Origin of the sequence: Actinokineospora sp. PR83 (assembly GCF_021056305.1) — a bacterium.
GTDB classification, from domain to species: Bacteria; Actinomycetota; Actinomycetes; order Mycobacteriales; family Pseudonocardiaceae; genus Actinokineospora; species Actinokineospora spheciospongiae.
The window spans coordinates 1-20034 of sequence record NZ_JAJCXD010000145.1 but is presented as its reverse complement, the minus strand read 5'-3'; the positions used below and the strand labels follow the sequence as shown (position 1 = coordinate 20034).

Genomic DNA, 20034 nt, shown 5'->3' with positions numbered 1-20034 from the left:
GAGGAATCTGCTCGGGATGGCGCTCAGGGCAAGACGTTGATGAGTGCGGATTTCCGGGTGGAGTTGGCGCGGGCGCAGGGGGCGGTGTTCGGCGCCGACGGGCCGCGGCACGTGGTGTTCGCGGCGGGGTTCCCGGCGGTGTGTCGTGAGGAGTTCGAGGCGACGCGGCGGGTTGCGTTGGAGGCGGGGGACCGGGTGAGCCCTGCGGCGGTGTGTCGGGCCACGCCCGAAGACGTTCTGCAGGCGTGCCGCTGCGTCTCGGGTGCCCGGCACGCCCGCATCATGATCGTGGTGCCCGCCTCGGACGAGATCGCGGACGCGATGGTGCACGGCACCGCCGCCGAGGCGTTGCGCGAGGCGGTCGGGTTGGTGCGCCTGGTGGTCGAGTCTGGGATGGACGTGGTCCCGGACGTCTGTTTCGCCGACGCGCCGCGTGGTGACGTCGCGTTGATGGCTGCGGCCGCCGACGAGCTGACCGCAGCGGGCGCGGGTTTGATCGTCATCGCCGATACGACCGGGGACATGCTGCACACGCGCGCCGGTGGGCTGTTCGCCGAGTTGCGGGCGCGGGCGGGTGCGGACGTGGTGTTCGTGACGCACCTGCACAACGACCTCGGGCTGGGCCTGGTCAATACCCTGGAGGCTGTCCGCGCCGGAGTGCGTGGCGTCTCGTCGTCGTGGTTGGGTGTGGCCGAGCGTAGCGGCATGGTCGCCACCGAACAGTTGCTGTTCTTGCTCGCGTACCGCACTGACGATTTGTTGGGCGCGGGTGCCGAGCTGTGGCATACCGCGCCGGATCTGACTCGGCTTCCGGTGATCGCCCGCATGGTCGCGGCGGAAACCGGTCTGCCGATCACTGTGACCACTCCGATTGTGGGTACCGGTGTGGGCACCATCTCGACCGGTACCCCGTTCGTGCGTCTGGCGACGTTTCAGCCGTTCGACCCGAAGGTCGTGCTCGGTATCGAGCCGACTGTCTTGCTGACTCATCTGGCCAGCGGCCGGGTGTTGCGCGCGGTGGCCTCTCGGCTTGGCTACGAGCTGAGCAGGCAGGAAACCGCTGCCGCGCTGGCGTGGGTGAAGTCGGAGGCGTTCCGCCGCAATCACCCTGTCATCTCCGACGAGGTCTTCACCGACTACCTGGACACCCTGCGCGACTCCGCGGCCGTCGCGTGAACGGCACGACTCCGACCGGCACCGCGCTGACCGGAGCACGAGACGTCCTGCGCGGGGGAGGGGCGGTGGTGCTGCCCAACCCCCACCCCCTGACCAGCGTCGTCGCCGCGACGAGCCCGGACGCGGTCAACACCGCCAAGGGCAGGCCCGCGGACCAGGCGGTCGCGCTGTGGATCGTCGACGACCACCGGTGGGCCGAGTTCGCCCCCCACACCGCCCTCGACGACCCGGCCCGAGAACTGGCGTGCACACTGCTGGTGGAGGAACTGGTCACCCTGCTGGTGCCGGTGACCGCCCACCCGGCGTGGATCGCACCCGCCACCCGGGGCGGCAAGACCCTGCTCTTCGGCGCCCGCTGGACACCCCTCACCCCGGTCTTCGACGGCATCGACGTCCTGCACGTCAGCAGCGCCAACCGCACCGGCCACCCACCGGTGGCCTCCGCCGCCCAGGCCCGGGAAACCTTCGCCGACCACGTTCACGTGCTGGACCTCGACGACGGCCGCCCCACCGAGGACCGCCGAGCGACGACCACGCTGGAACTGCGTCCGGACCGCACCCTGACCCACATCCGCCACGGCGCCCAGGACCACGCACACGGCGGCCCCGACGCCTACCTGGCCCACCTCGCGAAGAAGTACTCGCTGTCCTGTCGGAAGAACCCCCAGAGCACCCCCCACTGATACGGCTTCACGGGAGAGAACATGACGGTCGGTGTCACGCCTGAACGCGCAACCGTGATCGAAGTGCTGTCCTGTCCGGAAGGGACGGCTGGTGGTCGCTTCTTCTTCCCCGATTCCGGTGAGGTCCTCACCCGCGTCGACCTGGTCCACCGGGCCAACGGCCTCGCCGCCGAATTGCTCAGGGCAGGCGCCGGGCAGGGCGACGTGGTGGGCATCCTGCTGCCGACGACGCCCGCTTTCCTGCCGGCGCTTATCGGCACCATGTCCAGCGGCGCCGCTGCCTGCGTGCTGCCGATGCCGGCGGCGGCCCGCGACGCCGACGCGGTCGCCGACGAACTCGCCGCCCACATCCGGGCGGTGGGAATCCGCCACGTCGTGACCGGCCACCCGTTCACCGCCGTGCTCGGCCCGGTGGTCGAGCGCTGTCCCGGGCTCACCGTCATCGACGCGGGCTCCTGCCCGGTCCTGTCCCGCAGGCCGACTGACCTGGTCATCGCCGGTGGCGATCAGGCCATCGTGCAGTTCACCTCGGGCAGCACCGCCCGGCCGCGCGCGGTGTCCCTGACCCACCAGGCGGTGCTCAGCGCCGCCACAGCCCCGATCGAGCGCTGCGAGATGAGCACTGCCGACGTCGGCTACCAGTGGCTCCCGCTGTTCCACGACTTCGGCATGATCGGCTTGATGATCTCGCTGTGCGCGGGCTTCGACATGCACCTGACCACCCCGGCGACGTTCATCAAGGACCCCGCGGGAGCACTGCGCTACTTCACCGAGCACGGTGTCTCGATCTGCACCGGACCGAACTTCGCCTACGACCGGTTGGCCACCACCGCGGCGGCGGGCGACCTGCCCGGTGTCGACCTCGGCCGGTGGCGGCTCGCGCTCAACGGCGGGGAACAGGTCTCGGCGGGCACCGTCGACCGCTTCACCGAGGTGCTGGGCCGGTACGGACTGCCCGGCACGGCGATGACGCCCGCCTACGGCATGGCCGAGTTCTGCGCGGGCATCTCCATCGGCCGACCCGGCCTGGCGCCGAGCAGGGTGACCGTGGACCGCACGTCCCTGGTGGACGGTCAGCCGATTCGCACGCTCGCCGGGGGCTCCGGCTGGGAACTGGTCGGTCAGGGCCCTCCGCTGCCGGGGACGCGGGTCCGGGTCGTCGACGCGCACGGGACGGCGCTCCCGGAGGACCACGTCGGTGAGCTGGAGGTCAGCGGGACGAGCCTGATGAGCGGCTACCTGCACGACCCCGCGGCCACCGGGGAGGTCCTGCGCGGGGGGTGGCTGCGCACCGGCGACCGCGGTTTCCTGCGCGGCGGCGAGATCCACGTGTCCGGCCGGATCAAGGACATGATCATCGTCCACGGGCGCAACGTGCACGCCGAGGACGTGGAAGCGGTGGTGCGGCACGTGCCCGGCGTCTACCGGCGCCACTGCGCGGCCGTGGCCGACCACGAGAACGAACGGGTCGTCGTGGTGGTGGAGACCGTGGAACCGGATCGGGCGGCGGTCGCCGAGGCGGTCCGGCGGGCCATCGGCGAACGGCTCGGCCTGTCCGGGGCCGTGGTGCACACCGTCGCGCGCAACCAACTGCCGAGGACCACCAGCGGGAAGTGGCGGCGCGCGGAGATCCGCCGCGGGCTGCAGGCGAAGGAGGAACAGCTGTGAGCACGCAGTTCAACACGATGGGACTCCTGACCGGCCAACTGGCGCGGGTGCTGGAGATCCCCCCGGAGGGCATCCGGCCGGATGACATGCTCGCCCACCTGCCCAACGTCGACTCGCTGCGACTGCTGGACGCCGTCGCGGGCGTCGAGCAGGAGATGGGGGTGAAGGTCAACGAGGACGACCTGATCGGGGCGCGGACGGTGGCCGGGCTGGCCGCCCTGTTCGAAGGCGGGGTGCGCACGTGAAGCCGCCGACGATGCTGCGGTTGCCCAACGACGCCGACAACGTCGAGCACTACGCGGCGTTGCGAGAGGAAGCCTCCGTGCACCGGGTGGTGCTGCCCGAGGGGCCGCCGGTGTGGCTGGTGACCAGGTACGACGACGTCCGGGCCGGTCTGCGCGACGAGCGGCTGTCTTCCGATCCCCGGCTGCTGAGTTCGCCGAAGCACAAGTTCGGCGGACGGCGGATCCCCGAGGACATGCTCAGCTCCACCGGCAGGCACATGCTCAACACCGACGGCGCCGAGCACCGGCGGCTGCGTGCGCTGGTCAACGCCGAGCTGTCCTCGGGCGCCGTCACCCGCTGGCGGGCAGGCATCGAGCGGGTGGTGGGCGAACACCTCGACCGCCTGGCGGAACTCAGTCGGCAGGCGGGCGATGAGCCGGTGGACCTGATGTCCGGCTTCGCCGACCCGCTGCCCGCAAGTGTGATCGGCATGGTGGTCGGCATCGACCCCGACCGGTGGCCCGACGTGGCCCGGCTGGTGCGGCACCTGCTGTCCGACGAGCACCCCGCCAGCCCCGAGATGGTCGACTCGTACCACGAGCTGATCGACCTGATCGTGGCGACGGTCGAGCGCAAGCGCACCGACCCCGGCGACGACCTGATCTCCGCGCTGTTGTCCGCACCGGAACCCACCGGCCTCCGGGACCTGCTGAGCACGGTCATGGCGCTGTTGATCGGGGGGCCGCCCACCACCGCGACCGCCATGTCCCACGGGACCGTCGTCCTCAGCAGCAGGCCGGACCTCCTCAAGCGCGCGCTGGCCGATGACACCGAGGTCGCGACCACCGTCGAGGAACTGCTCCGGCACCACCCGCCCTTCCCGTTCGCCAACTGGCGCTTCGCGACCGAGGACGTCGAACTGGGCGGGGTCACCATCCCGAAGGACGCCACGGTGCTGCTGGCGCTGGCCGCGGCCAACCGCGATCCGCGGGCGTACGCGGACCCGGACGCGGTCTGCCCGCACCGCGAGCACGAGCCGACGCACCTCGCCTTCGGCAGCGGGACGCACCGCTGCATAGGTGCGTGGCTGGCCAGGATGGAACTCGCGGTGGCACTGCCCGCCCTGTTCCGCAGGTTCCCGCGGCTGAGCCTGGCGACCCCCGCCGACGAATTGGTCTGGACCGCGGCGGTGTTCGACCGACGACTGGAATCGCTGCCGGTGTGGCTGCACGGGAGCCCGCGGTGAAGGTGGCGGGCCGGGTGTCCATCGCCGCGGCGGCGACGTGGCTGCCCCCGGGGAGGTCCCACGCCCACGACGCGGTGCGCGCGGGAGTGCTGACCGACCTCGACTCCAGGGAGTCGATCTGCCGCGAGGTGCCGGTGGCCGACGGGCTCGCGGCGTGGGAGATGGCGTCGCGGGCATCCGCGGCGGCGCTGTCGGATGCGCGGGTACCGGCGTCGGAGGTGGATCTCCTCGGCTACGCGGGCATGTCCGCGACCGAGGAGGAACCGGCGTCGCCCGCCCACCGGCTGGCCCGGGTGGTGGGCGTCGAGCAGGGCGTCGCGGTGGGGGTGACCCAGATGTCCAGCGGCGGTGACGCCGGGCTCCACGCCGCGATCGCCACGATGCTGGTCGAGCCCGACACCCGCAACGCCCTCGTGTGCACGGGGATGAACACGGACGAACTGCCCTACGACCGGTGGCGCACCGGGCCCGAGGTGGTCCTGGGCGACGGGGGGACCGCGGTGCTGCTGTGCCGGGACCGGGGGCCGCTGCGGGTCCGTTCGCTGAGCCGGTCCGGCTGCGCGGAGTTGGAGGCGACCTTCCCGCGGTTCCACCCGTTCCGACCGATCCCGGCCGCGAGCGGCTCCGGGACGGGGTTGTTCGACCTGGTGAAGAACGCCGGGTTGATGCGCGCAACGGTGGTGCGCGCGGTGACGCGCGCGCTGGCCGACGCCGATCTGGCCGAGGTCGACCGGATCAAGGCGGTGTACGTGCCCCGGATCAGGCCCCGCACCACCGCACAGGTGATCCGGGCCGCGTTGCCCGAGGTGGTGCACGACCGCTTGGTGCTCACGGGGCAGGGAACCGGTCACCTCGGTCCCGGCGACACGCTCGCGAACCTCACCGAATTGGTGGCCGACGACCGGCTCGCCGAGGGGGACACCGCGCTGCTGATCGGCCTGGGCGCGGGCTTCACCGCGAGCGCCCTCGTAGTGGAACGCGGCTGACACCGGCGAGGTCGACCACTCCCGCACCGCGGACGGCCACTGGCCGTCGACCAGCCGGGGAGCACCTCGTCGTCCACGGGTGAGCCGATCTCCGCCGAGCGCCCGCCCAGCCTCGTGGCCGAGCGGGCGCTCGGCGCGACGGCGACAGGGAGTTCCGCACTGGCGCGGGCGGCGTCGGCAGGGTGCAGCGGGAGGTCGCGGCGGGTCCGCGAACCCCTAGTGTCCGGTGCAGGGGTGTCCCGCACGCGGGGCCACGAGTACCTTCGTGCGGGTTCATGGGGTTTTGGGAGGCCTGCTGTGGGTCGTCACTTCGCGTTCATGTGCGTTCCGGCCCACGGGCACGTGAACCCCGGGCTGCCGATCGCCGCGGAGCTCGTGCGGCGCGGCCACCGGGTCACCTACGCCACCAACGACGAGTTCGCGGGCGTGGTCGCGCGCACCGGGGCCGAGGTCGTGCGGTACCGCTCGACGGTGCCCTCGGAGGCCGACCCGGCGCAGCGGTGGCCAGAGGAGGAGCTGTCCGCGCACCGGATGTTCCTCGACGAGCTGATCTCGGTCACCCCGCAGGTCGAGGCCGCCTACGCCGATGACCTGCCGGACGCGGTGGTGCACGACGTGTGCGCCTGGCACGGGCCGGTGCTCGCGCACGCCTGGGGCGTGCCCGCGGTGCAGGTGTCGCCCACCTTCGTGCCCTACGACGGCATCGCCGAGGACTTCGGGGTCGACCCCGCGGCGCCGAAGGACCCCGTGATGGCGCGGATGGTCGAGGAGATGGCGGCGTTCCTGGTCGGCCGCGGCGTGCCGCTGACCCCCGACGAGGTCAAGTTCGCCTCGCGGCGGGGGCTGGTGATGATGCCCCGGGAGTGGCAGGTGCGCGGCGAGCGGGTCGGCCCGCAGTACACCTTCGTCGGCTCCGGCGTGCGGCCGGTCGACGACGCCGACGCGTGGCGCCCGCCGGACGACCGCAAGGTCCTGCTGGTCTCGCTCGGCTCGGCCTACAACGACAAGCTCGACTTCTACCGGCGGTGCGTGTCGGCCTTCGCCCCGCTCGACTGGCACGTGCTGCTCTCGGTCGGCCGGTTCACCGACCCGGCGGCGCTGGGCCGGGTGCCCGCGCACATCGAGGTGGTGCGGTGGGTCCCGCAGCAGCAGGTGCTCGCGCACGCCTCGGCCTTCGTCACCCACGCGGGCATGGGCTCGACGATGGAGGCGCTCTACCACGGCGTGCCGATGGTGGCCGTGCCGCAGGCGTGGGACCAGTACCTCAACGGCTACCGCATCGCCAAGACCGGGGTCGGCGCCCACCTGCCCACCTCGCAGGCCACGCCGTCGCGGCTGCGCGAGGCCGTGCTGCGGGTCTCCAGCGACCCGACCGTGCGGGCCTCGGTGGCGCGGATGCAACAGGCGGTGCGGTCCGCGGGCGGGGCCGCCGCGGCCGCCGACGCGCTGGAGGCCGAGGTGGCCGCCGCTCAGGAGCGGGTGCCGTCCAAGTAGGCCAGCACGGCCAGCACTCGGCGGTTGTCGTCGGGGGAGTCGGTGATGCCCAGCTTCGCGAAGATGCTGGTGGTGTGCTTGCTGATCGCGCCGTCGCTCAGGTGCAGGCGCTGGGCGATGGCGGCGTTGGAGCGGCCCTCGGTCATCTGCTCCAGCACCTCGCGCTCGCGCGGGGTCAGCGCGGCCAGCGGCTCCTGGCGGCTGCTGCCCGCCAGCAGCGCGGAGATCACCTCGGGGTCGAGCGCGGTGCCGCCCGCGGCGACCCGGTGCAGCGCGTCGACGAACTGGTCGCCGCCGAGCACCCGGTCCTTGAGCAGGTAGCCGATCGCGCCGTCGCCGTCGGCCAGCAGCTCGCGGGCGTAGAGCTGCTCGACGTGCTGGGAGAGCACCAGCACCGGCAGTCCGGGGGTTTCCCGGCGGGCGGCCAGCGCCGCGCGCAGCCCCTCGTCGGTGAACGACGGCGGCAGCCGCACGTCGACGATGGCCAGGTCGGGCCGGTGCCTGCGCAGCGCCTCGGCCAGGTCCTCCCCAGTTGCCACCGCCTCCACCACCTCGAAGCCGCGCGCGGTGAGCATGTGGGTCAGGCCCTCGCGCAGCAGCGGCAGGTCCTCGGCGAGCACGACACGCACGGGCGCTCCGGTTCACAGGCGGGCGGGGGTCGAGCGGGAGCTTACTGAACCGGGTGTCCGGCTCAGCCGTCCTCCCAGCTCTCGCACGGCACGCGCAGCGCGACCAGCGTCGGGCCGCCCGGCGGGCTGTCGACCGACAGGTCGCCGTCGAAGGCGCCCAGCCGCCTGCGCATCCCGCGCAGCCCGGTGCCGCGCACCGGGTCCACCCCGCCGCGGCCCTCGTCGCGGACCGAGGCGTGCAGCCAGCCGCCGTCGAAGCGCAGCTCCACCTGCGCGGCGCGCGCCCCCGAGTGCTTGGCCACGTTGGTCAGCAGTTCGCGCAGCGCGAAGTACACCGCCGACTCCACCGCCGACTCGACCCGGCCGGGGAAGTCGACCGAGACCTCCACCTCCAGCGGGGAGTCCAGCGCCAGCGCGCGCACCGCGTCGGCCAGCCCGCGCTCGGCCAGCACGGGGGGGTGGATGGTGCGCACGACCGCCCGCAGGTCGACCAGGGTCCCGGCGAGCCTGCGCCGCGCGTCGGCGACGAGCTCCTTGGCCTTGCCCGGCGCGGTGTCCACCAGCGCCTCCACCGCGTCGAGCTGCATGCCGATCGCCACCAGCCCGGCCTGGACGCCGTCGTGCAGGTCCTGCTCGATCCGGCGCAGCTCAGCGACCTGCACCCGGTTGGCGTCGTCGCGGGAGTCCGAGAGCTGGCGCACCCGTCGCGCCAGCGAGGCCGCGCCGGTCGGGCTCAGCAGCGCCGCGCCCGCCAGGCCGTAGCCGCGCAGCGCGAGGGGGGCGAGGGCGATCCCGGCCGCGGTGACGACGACCCCCGCGACCAGCCCCCACCAGGGCGGGCCGGGCCCGCCGAGCGCGGTCCACGCGAACGCCGGGTCGTAGTCGAGCCACCACCGCGTCGGCACCAGCCAGAGCCAGGGCCACACCAGGCCGAACGCCGCGTAGCCGGTGGCGGCGACCAGCAGCGCCGCCAGCGGGCCGAGCACCGGCTGCACGGCCAGCCAGACCAGGTCCCGCCAGGTGGCCGGGTCGCGCAGCACCCACTGGTGGCGCTGGGCCCTGGCCACCGGCGTGGGCGAGTCGAACAGGGTCCTGCCGAGCTGGTAGAGCCCGTCGCGGCGGGGCCGGGGCGGCTCGGGCGGCGGCAGGTAGGGGTCGGCCACTTCCCGGCCCGACCACCGGGCGATCAGCGGGCGCTGCGCCGACACCGCGGGCCGCACCACCCGCTGCGCCAGCGGCAGCACCCACGCCCCCGGCACCAGCGACAGCGCGACGAGCGCGGTCAGCACCACCGCGGGCACGGCGAACAGCGCCACGAGCACCAGTTCGGCCAGCGCCGCGACGCGGCGGCCGAGGGCGCGCACCACCCCCGCGCGCGTGCGCTCGGGCGCGGGCCCCAGCAACCGCGCCGCCCAGCGGCCGTAGAGCCGCACCGCCGCCGGTCCACACGCGATCCCCGCGGGGACGGCGAGCAGCGCCCACGGCGTCACCCAGGCGAGGGTGACCCCGCCCACCACCAGTTCCACGGGCAGCAGCGCGGTCACCGCGGCGACGAACGGGCCGCCCAGCAGGAACGCCGAATCCCGGTTGGTGGCCGGATCGCCGCTCAGCCAAGCCAAACGCCGCTGCCAGGCCACCAGGCCGGGGGAGTCGTGCAACCGGTTGCCGTAGCGGTACTGGCCGCGCGCGTTGGGGCGCGGTGGTTCCGGGGGCTCGCGGTAGGGGGTGGGCACCGGGATCCCGCACCAGCGGCGAACCCCTTGTCGTGTCAGGGATGTGAACGCCCGTGACGCGCTGATTGCCGACAGGTGGCCGAACGTCGCCGCCGCGGACGACAGCAGCAGGACAACCGGCCCGAGCAGGGCCAACGCCCCCAGTGCGGCGCCCCGCAGCCACGCCGAGGCGTACGCCGTCAGGCCGCGGTCGGTGGTGGACCCGTCCACACCGACCACCCCCTTATCGCCAACCCCTATCTTCGGACAACGCAGGCCCGTGTGCGTTCCGTTGCCCCCCGGGCAGAACGTACCTTGTCGGCGTGACCGAAGCCGTGGCAGTCGAGGACCTCCGCAAGAGCTACCCCCGCTCACCGGTCGCCGCGGTCGACGGGCTGAGCTTCTCCGTTCCGGAGGGCGAGGTCTTCGGGCTGCTCGGCCCCAACGGGGCGGGCAAGTCCACCACCGTCGGCGTGCTGACGACCCGCGTCACGCCCACCGGCGGCACCGCCAGGGTGGGCGGCGTCGACGTGCTCGCCGACCCCGCCCGCGCCCGCAAGGCGCTGGCCGTGGTGTCGCAGCGCAACAACCTCGACCGCGGCCTGACCGTGCGGCAGAACCTGCTGTTCCACGCCGCCTACCACGGGGTCGACCGGGCGAGCCGGACCGCGCTGGCCGACGAGGTGCTGGAGCGGATGGGGCTGACCGACTTCGCCTCCTCCCGGGTGGACTTCATGTCCGGCGGCCAGGCGCAGCGGGTCATGATCGCCCGCGCGCTGATGCACCGCCCGCACGTGCTGTTCCTCGACGAGCCCTCCACCGGCCTGGACCCGCAGTCGCGGCTGTTCGTCCACGACCGGGTCGTCGACCTGCGCGCCCAGGGTGTGACGGTCGTGCTGACCACGCACGACATGGACGAGGCCGAGAAGCTCTGCGACCGGATCGGCATCATCGACCACGGCAAGCTCATCGCCCTCGACACCGCTGCGGCGCTGACCAAGACCCTGCCGGGGCGCACCACCATCACCGTCTCGGTGGCCCTGCGCGGGTCCACCGGCGACGAGGTGCGCGCGGCGCTGTCCGGGGTCACCGACGTCGAGCGGGTCGAGGCGCTGGCCGAGGGCCAGTACCGGCTCTACGCGGGCGCCGACTCCGACGCCGTGCTGCCCTTCGCCCTCAAGGCGCTGGTCGACCTGAGCTGCCAGGTCACCGACCTGTCCATCGGCACGCCCAGCCTGGAGGACGTGTTCATCCACCTGACCGGCCGGGAGCTGCGATGACCCTGACCCACGACCGGCCCGCGGGCGTCGAGCCCGCCGTGCCCGCGCACACCGCGGGCGACACGCGCCGGGCGTTCCTGGCCGTGCTGAGCCGGGACGTGTTCGTCACCGGCCGCGAGCTGCCCTCGTTCCTGGCGCAGGTGGTGCTGCAACCCCTGTTCACCCTGTTCATCCTCGGCACCGTGCTCGGTGACCTGGGGTACGTCTCCGGGGAGTTCAGCCTGGTGCTGCTGCCCGGGGTGATCGCGCTGGCCGGGTTCGTCGGCGCGCTGCAGAACACCGCGCTGCCGCTGACGATCGACTTCTCCTACACCCGCGAGATCGAGGACCGGCTGCTGGCCCCGCTGCCGATGCGCTGGGTCGCGGTGGAGAAGATGGTCTTCGGCGCCTTCCGCGGCCTGATCTCGGCGCTGCTGATGATCCCGGCGGGCTACCTGCTGCTCGACCGGGTCCGGCTGCCGCTGGAGTCGGTCCCCGCGCTGCTGGGCGTGTGCGTGCTCGGCACGCTGCTCGGCGCGGCGGTGGGCATGACGCTGGGCACGTTCGTGCCCCCGCACCGCATCGACATCATGTTCGCGGTGATCCTCACCCCGATCATGTTCACCGGCGCCACCCAGTTCCCCTGGCCCGCCCTGGACTCGCTGCTCTGGTTCCAGGTGCTCAGCGCGCTCAACCCGCTGACCTACTTCAGCGAGGCGCTGCGCGGGCTGACCCTGGACGGGGTCGTCCCGGCGATGCCGCTGTGGGTGTCGGTGCCGGTCCTCGTGGTCGCCATCGCCGGATTCGGCATCGCCGGGGTCCGCGGATTCCGCAACCGAGCGACGGATTAACCCGCTGGTCCGGCAGGACCAATTCCACCGTGCTAGTGTTTGGCAGCCGCACCGCTGATGGAAAGGGTTCCCCGATGGGCGAGCGATGGTTGGGCCTGATCGGTTTGCTCGGATTCTTGGGATTGCTGGGGTTCGTCAACTCCTGGTTCTTCTTCTTTGCTTTCTTCTTCCTGTTCTTCTTGTTCTTCCGGCTCAAGCCGAAGGCGCGCGCCTGACGCTGTGACGAGCGCGACGGGCCCCGGCGGTGCGCCGCCGGGGCCCGTCCGCGTCCGCGGGTGCCTGTCGGGTCCTGGCCCGCTCAGACCGTGGCCAGGGCGCTTTCGACGACGTCGGCGGCCCTGGCGACCCCGCCCGCCTCGGCCATCTCGGTGGCCAGCCTTTCGATGCGGCCCGTCACGCCGGGGTCGCCCAGCACCGCCCTGGTCGCGGCCACCACGGCCGCCCCGGAGGCCTGCTCGTGGGTCAGGACCCGGGCGACACCCTGCTCGGCGAGCAGTTCCGCGGCGTACTCGTTCTCCACGTTCTGCGGCACGACCACCAGCGGGGTGCGGTGGTGCAGTGCCATCAGCGAGGTGCCGAACCCGCCGTGGCAGACGCACGCGGCCGCCTGGGCCAGCACCGCGTCGAAGGGCAGCCAGGAGTGCGCCACCACGTTCGGCGGCAGCGGGCCCAGGTCGGCCTCGATCCCGCCGAGGGCCATCACGACCCGCTCCGGGCCGCCCGCGAAGGCCTCGGCGCAGGAGCGGAAGAAGTCCGGCTTGTCGTTGAACGCCGAGCCCAGCGACACCAGCACCAGCGGCCCGTCGCCCGGCGGCGCGGTGAACCCCTCGGTCCCGGCCGGGTCCAGGCACGGGCCGACGAAGGTGAACCGCTCGTCGAAGGTCTCCCCGGCAAGCTGCGCCGACCGGGGCAGGAACACGATGTTGCGGTCCTCGACCTGGCCGAGGAAGGCGCCGAGGTCCGCGCCCGCGAGCCCGTTGTCGGCCAGTAGCTGCACCAGCCGCAGGTGGAACTCGACGAACGCGCGGTGGCGGGGGTCGACCCGGTAGCGCTGGGCGGCCAGGGCGTCCACCGAGAACCGCTCGTGCTGGGCGAACGAGGGGAACGTGCGCACCCCCGCCACGCCGAGCTCGCGGGTCAGCAGCCTGCCCGCGGCGAACATGGTCTGGTCGTGCACCAGCAGGTCGGGCCGGTCGGCGCGGAGCACCGGCGCCAGGGCGGCGAACGCCGCCTCGTTCTCCCGCAGGTAGGTCAGCGGCACCTGGGCCAGCGCCTCCGGCGACATCTGCGCGGGCGGGGGCGTCTTGGCCACGTAGGAGTCGTAGGGCACCGGCGTCGCGCCCGCCGACGCGACGAGGCGGGCGAGCTTCTCCCCGACGGCGTAGGTGACCCGGTGGCCGCGCGCGACCAGTTCCGCGACCACGGCCAGGGTGGGGCGGACGTGCCCGTGCCCGGTGATGTTGACGAAAGCGATGTGCGATCCCACAGCGTCACCTCGGTCGGGGGATTTCCTCGGCGCTGACGACTCAACTTAACACCGCGTCGTCCACAGCGGCGGACTCGCCCGAATTCCGCAATGCGCAGTGGCCCTGCCCGGCGTCCCCGAACCCATTAGGGGTGCTTAGGGGTGTGGGCTGGACAAACCGGATCGTAGATTCGCGCCAGAACATCGGCGCAGTCTGCGGGCACAGGGCGGTGGTCGCGCGCCGACAATCCGGGGTCGTGCGGGAGGCGGGGCGGTGGCATGACGAACAGCGGTTGCGCGGTCTCGCCCGTCGCCGTCGTCGGCCTGGCGTGCAGGCTGCCCGGTGCGAGCGGTCCCGCTCCGTTCTGGGACGCGCTGCGCGCGGGCGCCGACGCGGTGCGCCCGGTCCCCGCCGACCGCTGGCCCGACGCCGCCGAGGTCCTGGCCCGCTACCCGGCCGGGGTTCGGCTCGGCGGCTTCCTGGCCGAAGTGGACACCTTCGACGCGGCCTTCTTCGGCGTGTCCCCGCGCGAGGCCGCCGCGCTCGACCCGCAGCAGCGGCTGGTGCTCGAACTGGCCTGGGAGGCCCTGGAGGACGCCGGGACCCCGCCCGAGGTCGCCGCGCGCCGCGGCACCGGCGTCGTGCTCGGCGCGATGGCCGACGACTACGCCGCGCTCACCCGGGCGGGCGCGGGCGCCCACACGCTGACCGGGTTGTCCAGGGGGATGCTGGCGCACCGGGTCTCGCACGTGCTCGGGCTCACCGGCCCGAGCCTGACCGTGGACGCCGCGCAGGCCGGGTCGCTGGTCGCGGTGCACCAGGCGTGCGCCGCGCTGCACCGGGGCGAGGCCGACACGGTGCTGACCGGCGGCGTCCACCTCAACCTCGCCGCGCTGGGCAGCGCGGTGACCGCGGAGTTCGGCGCGCTCTCGCCCACCGGCCGCTGCCACGTCTTCGACGCCCGCGCCGACGGCTACGTCCGCGGCGAGGGCGGCGTGGTGTTCGCCCTGCGCAGGCTGGCCGACGCGCTGGCCGACGGCGACCGGGTGCACGCGGTGATCGCGGGCAGCGCGCTCAACCACGACGGCGGCGGCGACGGGCTGACCGTGCCCCGCGCCGCGGCCCAGGCCGAGGTCATCCGCCGGGCGCACGCCGCGGCGGGCATCACCCCGTCCGATGTGGACTTCGTCGAGCTGCACGGCACCGGCACGCGCGCGGGCGACCCGGTGGAGGCCGCGGGCCTGGGCGCGGTGTTCGCCGGGCGCGGCGCGGTGCTGCCGGTCGGGTCGGTCAAGACCAACATCGGCCACCTGGAGGGCGCGGCCGGGGCCGCGGGGCTGCTCAAGGCGGTGCTGGCGGTGCGCGCGGGTGAGTTGCCCGCCTCGCTGCACCACGTCGACCCGAACCCGGCGATCGACCTCGACGCGCTCGGGCTGCGCGTGGTGACCGCCCCGGAGCCGCTGCCCGCCACCGCGGTCGGCGGCGTCAGCTCGTTCAGCATGGGCGGCGCCAACGCCCACGTCGTCGTGCGCGGGGCAGCTCCCGCCGAGCCCGCGGAGGACACCCAGTCCACAGAGGACGACGGTGGCCCCGCCGCGCTGGTGCTCAGCGCCCGCACCGGCTCGGCGCTGAGGGCGTTGGCGGCGCGGCTGCGCGACGCGCCTGCGTCCCTCGACGACACCGCCGCCACCCTGGCCCTGGGCCGGGCGAAGCTCGCCCACCGCGCGGTCGTGGTCGCCACCGACCGTGCCGGGGCCGATCGAGCCCTCGACGCCCTCGCGGCGGGCCGCCCCTCACCGGCGGTCCTGCCCGTCGAGCCCGCCCCGGGACGCGTCGGCTTCCTGCTCCCCGGGCAGGGCGGGCAGCGGCTCGGCGCCGGTCGCGGGCTGCTGGCCGTGCCCGCCTTCGCCGAGGCGTTCGACGAGGCCACCGCCGCTGTCGACCGCCACCTGGGCGGGCCCCGACTGCGCGAGGTCCTGCACGGCGACGACCCGGCGGCGCTGGACAACACCGCCTTCGCCCAGCCTGCGCTGTTCGCCATCCAGGTCGCCCTCGCCCGGCTGCTGGCCGAGTGGGGCGTGCGGCCGGACGTGCTCGTCGGGCACTCGGTGGGTGAGGTCGCCGCGGCGCAGATCGCCGGTGTGCTGACCCTCGACGAGGCGGCTGGGCTGGTCGTCGCGCGCGGCGCGCTCATGGCCGCGCTCCCGGCAGGCGGGGCGATGGGCGCGGTGGAGGCCAGTGCCGAGGAAGTCACCGCCGACCTGGGGCCCGGGGTCGACCTCGCCGCGGTCAACGGCCCGCGCGCCGTGGTCGTCTCCGGCTCCGCCGGACCCGTCGCCGCGCTGCTCGACCGCTGGGCCGCGCGCGGGCGGCGCACCAGCGCGCTGCGCGTCAGCCACGCCTTCCACTCCCACCTGCTCGACCCGGTCCTGGACGACCTGCGCGCGGTCGCGGGCAGGCTGCGCCCGCGCGAGCCGCAGGTGGCGGTCGTGTCCACGCTGTCCGGGCAGCGGTGGACGGCGTTCGAGCCCCAGCAGTGGGCGCGGTACTGGGCCGAGCACGCGCGCAGGCCGGTCCGCTTCCACGACGCCGTGTCCGCCGCCGTGGCGGACGGGACCGTGACCTTCCTCGAACTCGGCTCCGGCTCGACCCTCGGCGGCCTCGTGCGCGCGGACGGCGTCGCCACCGCGCCGCTGCTGCGCGAGGGCCACGACGAGCCGCTGACCGCCCGTGCCGCCGCCGCGTTCGCCACCGCCCGGGGCGAGGACTGGTCGGCGCTGGCCGGGTCCGGGCGCCGGGTCTCCCTGCCGACCTACCCGTTCGAGCGCACCCGGCACTGGGCGGGCGACGGCCGTGCCGCCACCGAGCCCGCCGCCCCCGAGCCCGCCACCGAGCCCGCGGCGGGCGTCCTCGACCACGTCGCCGCCGTGCTGGGCCACGCGGACGCCGCCGCGCTCGACGCCGACCGCACCTTCCGCGACCTGGGGATGGACTCGGTCCTGCTGGAGGAGCTGCGCGAGCGGCTGTCCGGACCGGGCCGCGTGGTCCCGTCCACGGTGGTCTTCGAGCACCCCACGCCCGCCGCGCTGGCGGCGTGGTGGGACAACGGCTGCACCGGCACCGCCGAGACCCCGGCGCGCGCCGCGGTCGACCCCGGCGAGCCGATCGCCGTGGTGGCCATGGCCTGCCGCGCGCCCGGCGGGGTCACCAGCCCCGAGCAGTTGTGGGAGCTGGTCGTCGACCGCCGCGACGCCGTCGGCCCCGCCCCGACCGACCGCGGGTGGGCGCTGGCGGACGCGCGCGGCGGGTTCCTGCACGACGCCGCCGAGTTCGACGCCGACCTGTTCGGCATCTCCCCGCGCGAGGCCGCGGCGATGGAGCCGCAGCAGCGGGTGCTGCTGGAGCTGGCCTGGGAGGCGTTCGAACGCGCGGGCGGGGTCCCCGGGGACACCACGGGGGTGTTCGTCGGCGCCATCCCGCAGGACTACGGCCCCCGCGCGCACCGGGCGGGCGAGGCGGGCGGACACGTCCTCACCGGCACCACGACCAGCGTCGCCTCCGGGCGCATCGCCTACCACTTCGGGCTCGACGGGCCCGCGCTGACCGTCGACACCGCCTGCTCCTCCTCGCTGGTGGCGCTGCACCTGGCCGTGCGGTCGCTGCGCCAGGGCGAGGTGGACACCGCGCTCGCGGGCGGGGTGACCGTGATGAGCAGCCCCGGCATGTTCGCGGAGTTCGCCAAGCAGGGCGGGCTCGCCGCCGACGGGCGCTGCAAGGCGTTCTCCGCCGACGCCGACGGCACCGGCTGGGCCGAGGGCGCGGGCCTGCTGGTGCTGCGCAGGCTCACCGACGCCCGTCGCGACGGCGACGCCGTGCTGGCCGTGATCCGCGGCAGCGCGGTCAACTCCGACGGCACCTCCAACGGCCTGACCGCCCCCAACGGCGCCGCGCAGCGCCGGGTCATCCGCGCCGCCCTCGCCGACGCGGGCCTCACCGGCGCCGACGTCGACCTGGTCGAGGCGCACGGCACCGGCACCCGCCTGGGCGACCCGGTCGAGGCCGCCGCGCTCATCGCCACCTACGGCGCCGACCGGGTCGAGCCGGTGGCGCTCGGCTCGCTCAAGTCCAACATCGGCCACACCCAGGCCGCCGCGGGCGTGCTCGGCGTGGTCAAGGCTGTTCAGGCCGTGCGCCACGGCGTGCGGCCCGCGACCCTGCACGCCGAGAACCCCACCGAGCACGTCGAGTGGACCGGGGTGCGCCTGCTCACCGAGGCCGACGCCTGGCCCGCCGGGCGCACCCGCCGCGCGGCCGTGTCGTCGTTCGGGATCAGCGGCACCAACGCCCACCTGGTGCTGGAGCAAGCGGTGTCGCAACAGGACATCGAGAGCAGCCCCGAGGTCGCGGGCGGTCCGGTGCTGTGGCCGGTCAGCGGGCATTCGCCCGAGGCCCTGGCCGCGCAGGTCGCCGCGCTCGCCGACCAGGTCGACGCCGTCCCGGTCGCCCGCGCGCTGGCGTCGCGGACCGCTCTGCCGCACCGCGCTGTCGGCGTCGGCGCGACAGCGGGCGAACTGCTGGACTCGCTGACCTCCGGCGCGGTGCGGGGGGTCGCGCGCCCCGGGCGGACGGCGTTCGCCTTCACCGGGCAGGGCTCGCAGCACGCGGCGATGGGGCGTGGGCTGGCGGCGGCGTTCCCGGTGTTCCGGGCTGCGTGGGACGAGGTCGTGGACCTGTTCCCCGTCGAGGTGCGCGACGCGATCACCGAGGGTTCGCGGATCGCGGAGACCCGGTTCGCCCAGCCCGCGATCTTCGCCTTCGAGGTCGCGGTGGTGCGGCTGTTCGCCTCGTGGGGCGTGCGGCCGGACGTCGTGATCGGGCACTCGGTGGGGGAGATCGCCGCGGCGTGGGCCGCCGGGGTGTTCTCCCTGGCGGACGCCGCCGCCCTCGTGGTGAAGCGCGGGGCATTGATGGGGGCCGTGACCGCCCGCGGCGCGATGGGCGCCATCGGGCTGTCGGAGTCCGAAGTGGAACTCGCGGCCGGGGTGGAGCTGGCCGCGGTCAACGCGCCGGGTTCCGTCGTGGTGTCCGGGGACGCCGACGCGGTGTCGGCGCTCGTGGCCGAGCACAGGGCGCGTGGGGTCAAGGCGTCGCTGCTGGCCGTGAGCCACGCGTTCCACTCCGCGCACATGGACCCCGTGCTGGACGAGTTCAGGTCCTTCGTGGACGGTGTCGAGCGGCGGGAGCCGTCGGTCCGGTTCGTGCGCGTCGCCCGCGACGTCGACCCGGTCTCCACCGACTACTGGGTCGCCAACGTGCGGGAAACGGTCCGCTTCGCCGAGGGCGCCGCGGGCCTGGACGCCGTGCACGTGCTGGAGGTCGGCCCCACACCGGCCCTGACCCCGGTGCTCGACGGCTGCGTCCCCGCGGTCAAGGGCGACGACGAGGCGCGGGCCGCGCTCACCGCCGCGGCCCGGCTGTTCGCGGGCGGGGTCGACCTCGACTGGGACGCGTTGCTCCCGGCGGGCCCGCGCGCCGACCTGCCCACCTACGCCTTCCAGCGCAGCCGCTTCTGGCTGCACGCCGACGAAGCGGCCGAGGACGCGCTGTTCCACGCCGTGCGCTGGCAGCCCACCTCCGTCCCCGCCGCCCCCGCCGGGCCGCTCGCCGTGATCGCCGCCGAGGGCGACAACCCGTTCCCCGAGGCCGCCCGCATCGTCGACCCGACCGACCGCGGCGACGCCACCCTGGTCAGCGCGCTCGACGCCGAGGGCACGCTCGCCCTGCTGAAGACCGCGCCCGAGCGCCTGTGGGTGCTCACCCGCGACGCCGAGACCGACCCCGACCAGGCAGCCGTGCGCGGGCTGGTGCACAGCGCCCGCACCGAGCGCCCCGACCTCGACCTGCGCCTGCTCGACCTGCCCCGCGCCGCCACCGCCGAGCAGGTCGACCGCGCCCGCCGCGTCCTGGCCGCCCCCGGTGACGAGGTGGACCTCGCCGTCACCGCCGAGGGCGTCGCGGTCCGCAGGCTGCACCGCGCCGCCCGCCCCGGCACGCCCTTCCGGCCGCGCGGCACCGCCCTGATCACCGGTGGCACCGGCGCGCTCGGCGCGGCCGTCGCCCGCGACCTCGCCGACCGCGGCGTCGAGCACCTGGTGCTGCTCAGCCGCACCGCCTCCCGCGCGGCCGACCTCGCCGCCGACCTGGAGCGCCGCGGCGCTCGGGTCACCCTGGCCGACTGCGACGCCGCCGACCCCGACGCCCTCGCCGCCGTGCTCGCCGCGACCGGCCCGGTGGACACCGTCGTGCACGCCGCCGGGACCCTCGACGACGCCACGGTGGACAACACCACCGCCGCCTCGCTGGCCGCCACGCGCCGCGCCAAGCTCGACGCCGCCCGCGCCCTCGACCGGCTCGTCGGGGACGTGCGCGCGTTCGTGCTGTTCTCCTCCTTCGTCGGCATCACCGGCAACCCCGGCCAGTCCGGTTACGGCTCGGCCAACGCCGCCCTTGACGCCCTGGCCCGCGACCGCCGCGCCCGCGGCCTGCCCGCCACCGCCGTGGCCTGGGGGCCCTGGGCGGGCGCGGGCATGGCCGAGGCCGCCGCCGACGGGTTCCGCCGCCGCGGCGCGCGCCCGCTCG

General features: G+C 74.7%; 14 protein-coding genes. 11 read left to right on the top strand and 3 right to left on the bottom strand.

Going from position 1 to position 20034, the window contains the following annotated elements; translation table 11 throughout:
- The 7 genes from L6E12_RS33490 to L6E12_RS33460 form a co-directional block, all read left to right on the top strand.
- On the top strand, nucleotides 1-1176 hold a 1176-nt coding region (locus L6E12_RS33490), incomplete at its 5' end, for a 2-isopropylmalate synthase (RefSeq protein ID WP_236231931.1).
- Entirely contained in the window at nucleotides 1173-1859 is a 687-nt protein-coding gene (locus L6E12_RS33485) for a hypothetical protein (protein WP_236231930.1), read from the top strand. The genes L6E12_RS33490 and L6E12_RS33485, both read left to right, overlap by 4 nt.
- Before the next feature lie 54 nt (nucleotides 1860-1913).
- Entirely contained in the window at nucleotides 1914-3527 is a 1614-nt protein-coding gene (locus L6E12_RS33480; protein WP_236231929.1) for an AMP-binding protein, read from the top strand.
- Nucleotides 3524-3772, top strand: a complete 249-nt coding sequence (locus L6E12_RS34630; RefSeq protein WP_236231928.1) for an acyl carrier protein — start codon at nucleotides 3524-3526, stop codon at nucleotides 3770-3772. The genes L6E12_RS33480 and L6E12_RS34630 overlap by 4 nt, the downstream gene beginning before the upstream one ends.
- Nucleotides 3769-4998 (top strand): cytochrome P450, encoded by a 1230-nt coding sequence (locus tag L6E12_RS35635; RefSeq protein WP_236231927.1) that lies wholly within the window; start codon nucleotides 3769-3771, stop codon nucleotides 4996-4998. Before L6E12_RS34630 ends, L6E12_RS35635 begins: the two co-directional genes overlap by 4 nt.
- Nucleotides 4974-5984 carry a 3-oxoacyl-[acyl-carrier-protein] synthase III C-terminal domain-containing protein gene (locus tag L6E12_RS35630; RefSeq protein ID WP_236231926.1) on the top strand — a complete coding sequence of 337 codons (1011 nt, stop codon included), beginning with the start codon at nucleotides 4974-4976 and terminating at the stop codon, nucleotides 5982-5984. The genes L6E12_RS35635 and L6E12_RS35630 overlap by 25 nt, the downstream gene beginning before the upstream one ends.
- A gap of 318 nt (nucleotides 5985-6302) precedes the next feature.
- On the top strand, nucleotides 6303-7478 hold the full coding sequence (locus tag L6E12_RS33460; RefSeq protein ID WP_240014094.1) for a macrolide family glycosyltransferase: 1176 nt from the start codon (nucleotides 6303-6305) through the stop codon (nucleotides 7476-7478).
- Here the strand turns inward: L6E12_RS33460 and L6E12_RS33455 are convergent.
- Together L6E12_RS33455 and L6E12_RS33450 are read right to left on the bottom strand one after the other, a co-directional pair.
- Nucleotides 7454-8107 carry a response regulator transcription factor gene (locus L6E12_RS33455; RefSeq protein WP_075974860.1) on the bottom strand — a complete coding sequence of 218 codons (654 nt, stop codon included), beginning with the start codon at nucleotides 8105-8107 and terminating at the stop codon, nucleotides 7454-7456. The two genes, L6E12_RS33460 and L6E12_RS33455, sit on opposite strands and share 25 nt — an antisense overlap.
- A gap of 62 nt (nucleotides 8108-8169) precedes the next feature.
- A complete protein-coding gene (locus L6E12_RS33450) occupies nucleotides 8170-10050 on the bottom strand; it encodes a sensor histidine kinase (RefSeq protein WP_236231924.1) in 1881 nt (626 codons plus the stop codon).
- A 92-nt stretch (nucleotides 10051-10142) separates the two neighbouring features.
- On the opposite strand from L6E12_RS33450, the gene L6E12_RS33445 reads away from it, so the two are divergent.
- The 3 genes from L6E12_RS33445 to L6E12_RS33435 all read left to right on the top strand — a co-directional run bounded on the left by L6E12_RS33445 (nucleotide 10143) and on the right by L6E12_RS33435 (nucleotide 12144).
- Nucleotides 10143-11099, top strand: coding sequence for an ATP-binding cassette domain-containing protein (locus tag L6E12_RS33445; protein WP_236231923.1), 957 nt, complete (start codon nucleotides 10143-10145; stop codon nucleotides 11097-11099).
- Nucleotides 11096-11929, top strand: a complete 834-nt coding sequence (locus tag L6E12_RS33440; protein WP_236231922.1) for an ABC transporter permease — start codon at nucleotides 11096-11098, stop codon at nucleotides 11927-11929. The genes L6E12_RS33445 and L6E12_RS33440 overlap by 4 nt, the downstream gene beginning before the upstream one ends.
- 74 nt (nucleotides 11930-12003) lie before the next feature.
- Nucleotides 12004-12144: a hypothetical protein gene (locus L6E12_RS33435; RefSeq protein ID WP_236231921.1), complete on the top strand. Its 141-nt coding sequence runs from the start codon at nucleotides 12004-12006 to the stop codon at nucleotides 12142-12144.
- Between the two features lie 83 nt (nucleotides 12145-12227).
- Here L6E12_RS33435 and L6E12_RS33430 read toward each other — a convergent pair whose 3' ends face one another.
- A complete protein-coding gene (locus L6E12_RS33430) occupies nucleotides 12228-13415 on the bottom strand; it encodes a macrolide family glycosyltransferase (protein ID WP_236231920.1) in 1188 nt (395 codons plus the stop codon).
- Between the two features lie 258 nt (nucleotides 13416-13673).
- Between L6E12_RS33430 and L6E12_RS33425 the strand changes: the two genes are divergently transcribed.
- A partial coding sequence (locus L6E12_RS33425) for a type I polyketide synthase (protein ID WP_236231919.1) occupies nucleotides 13674-20034 on the top strand: 6361 nt, incomplete at its 3' end.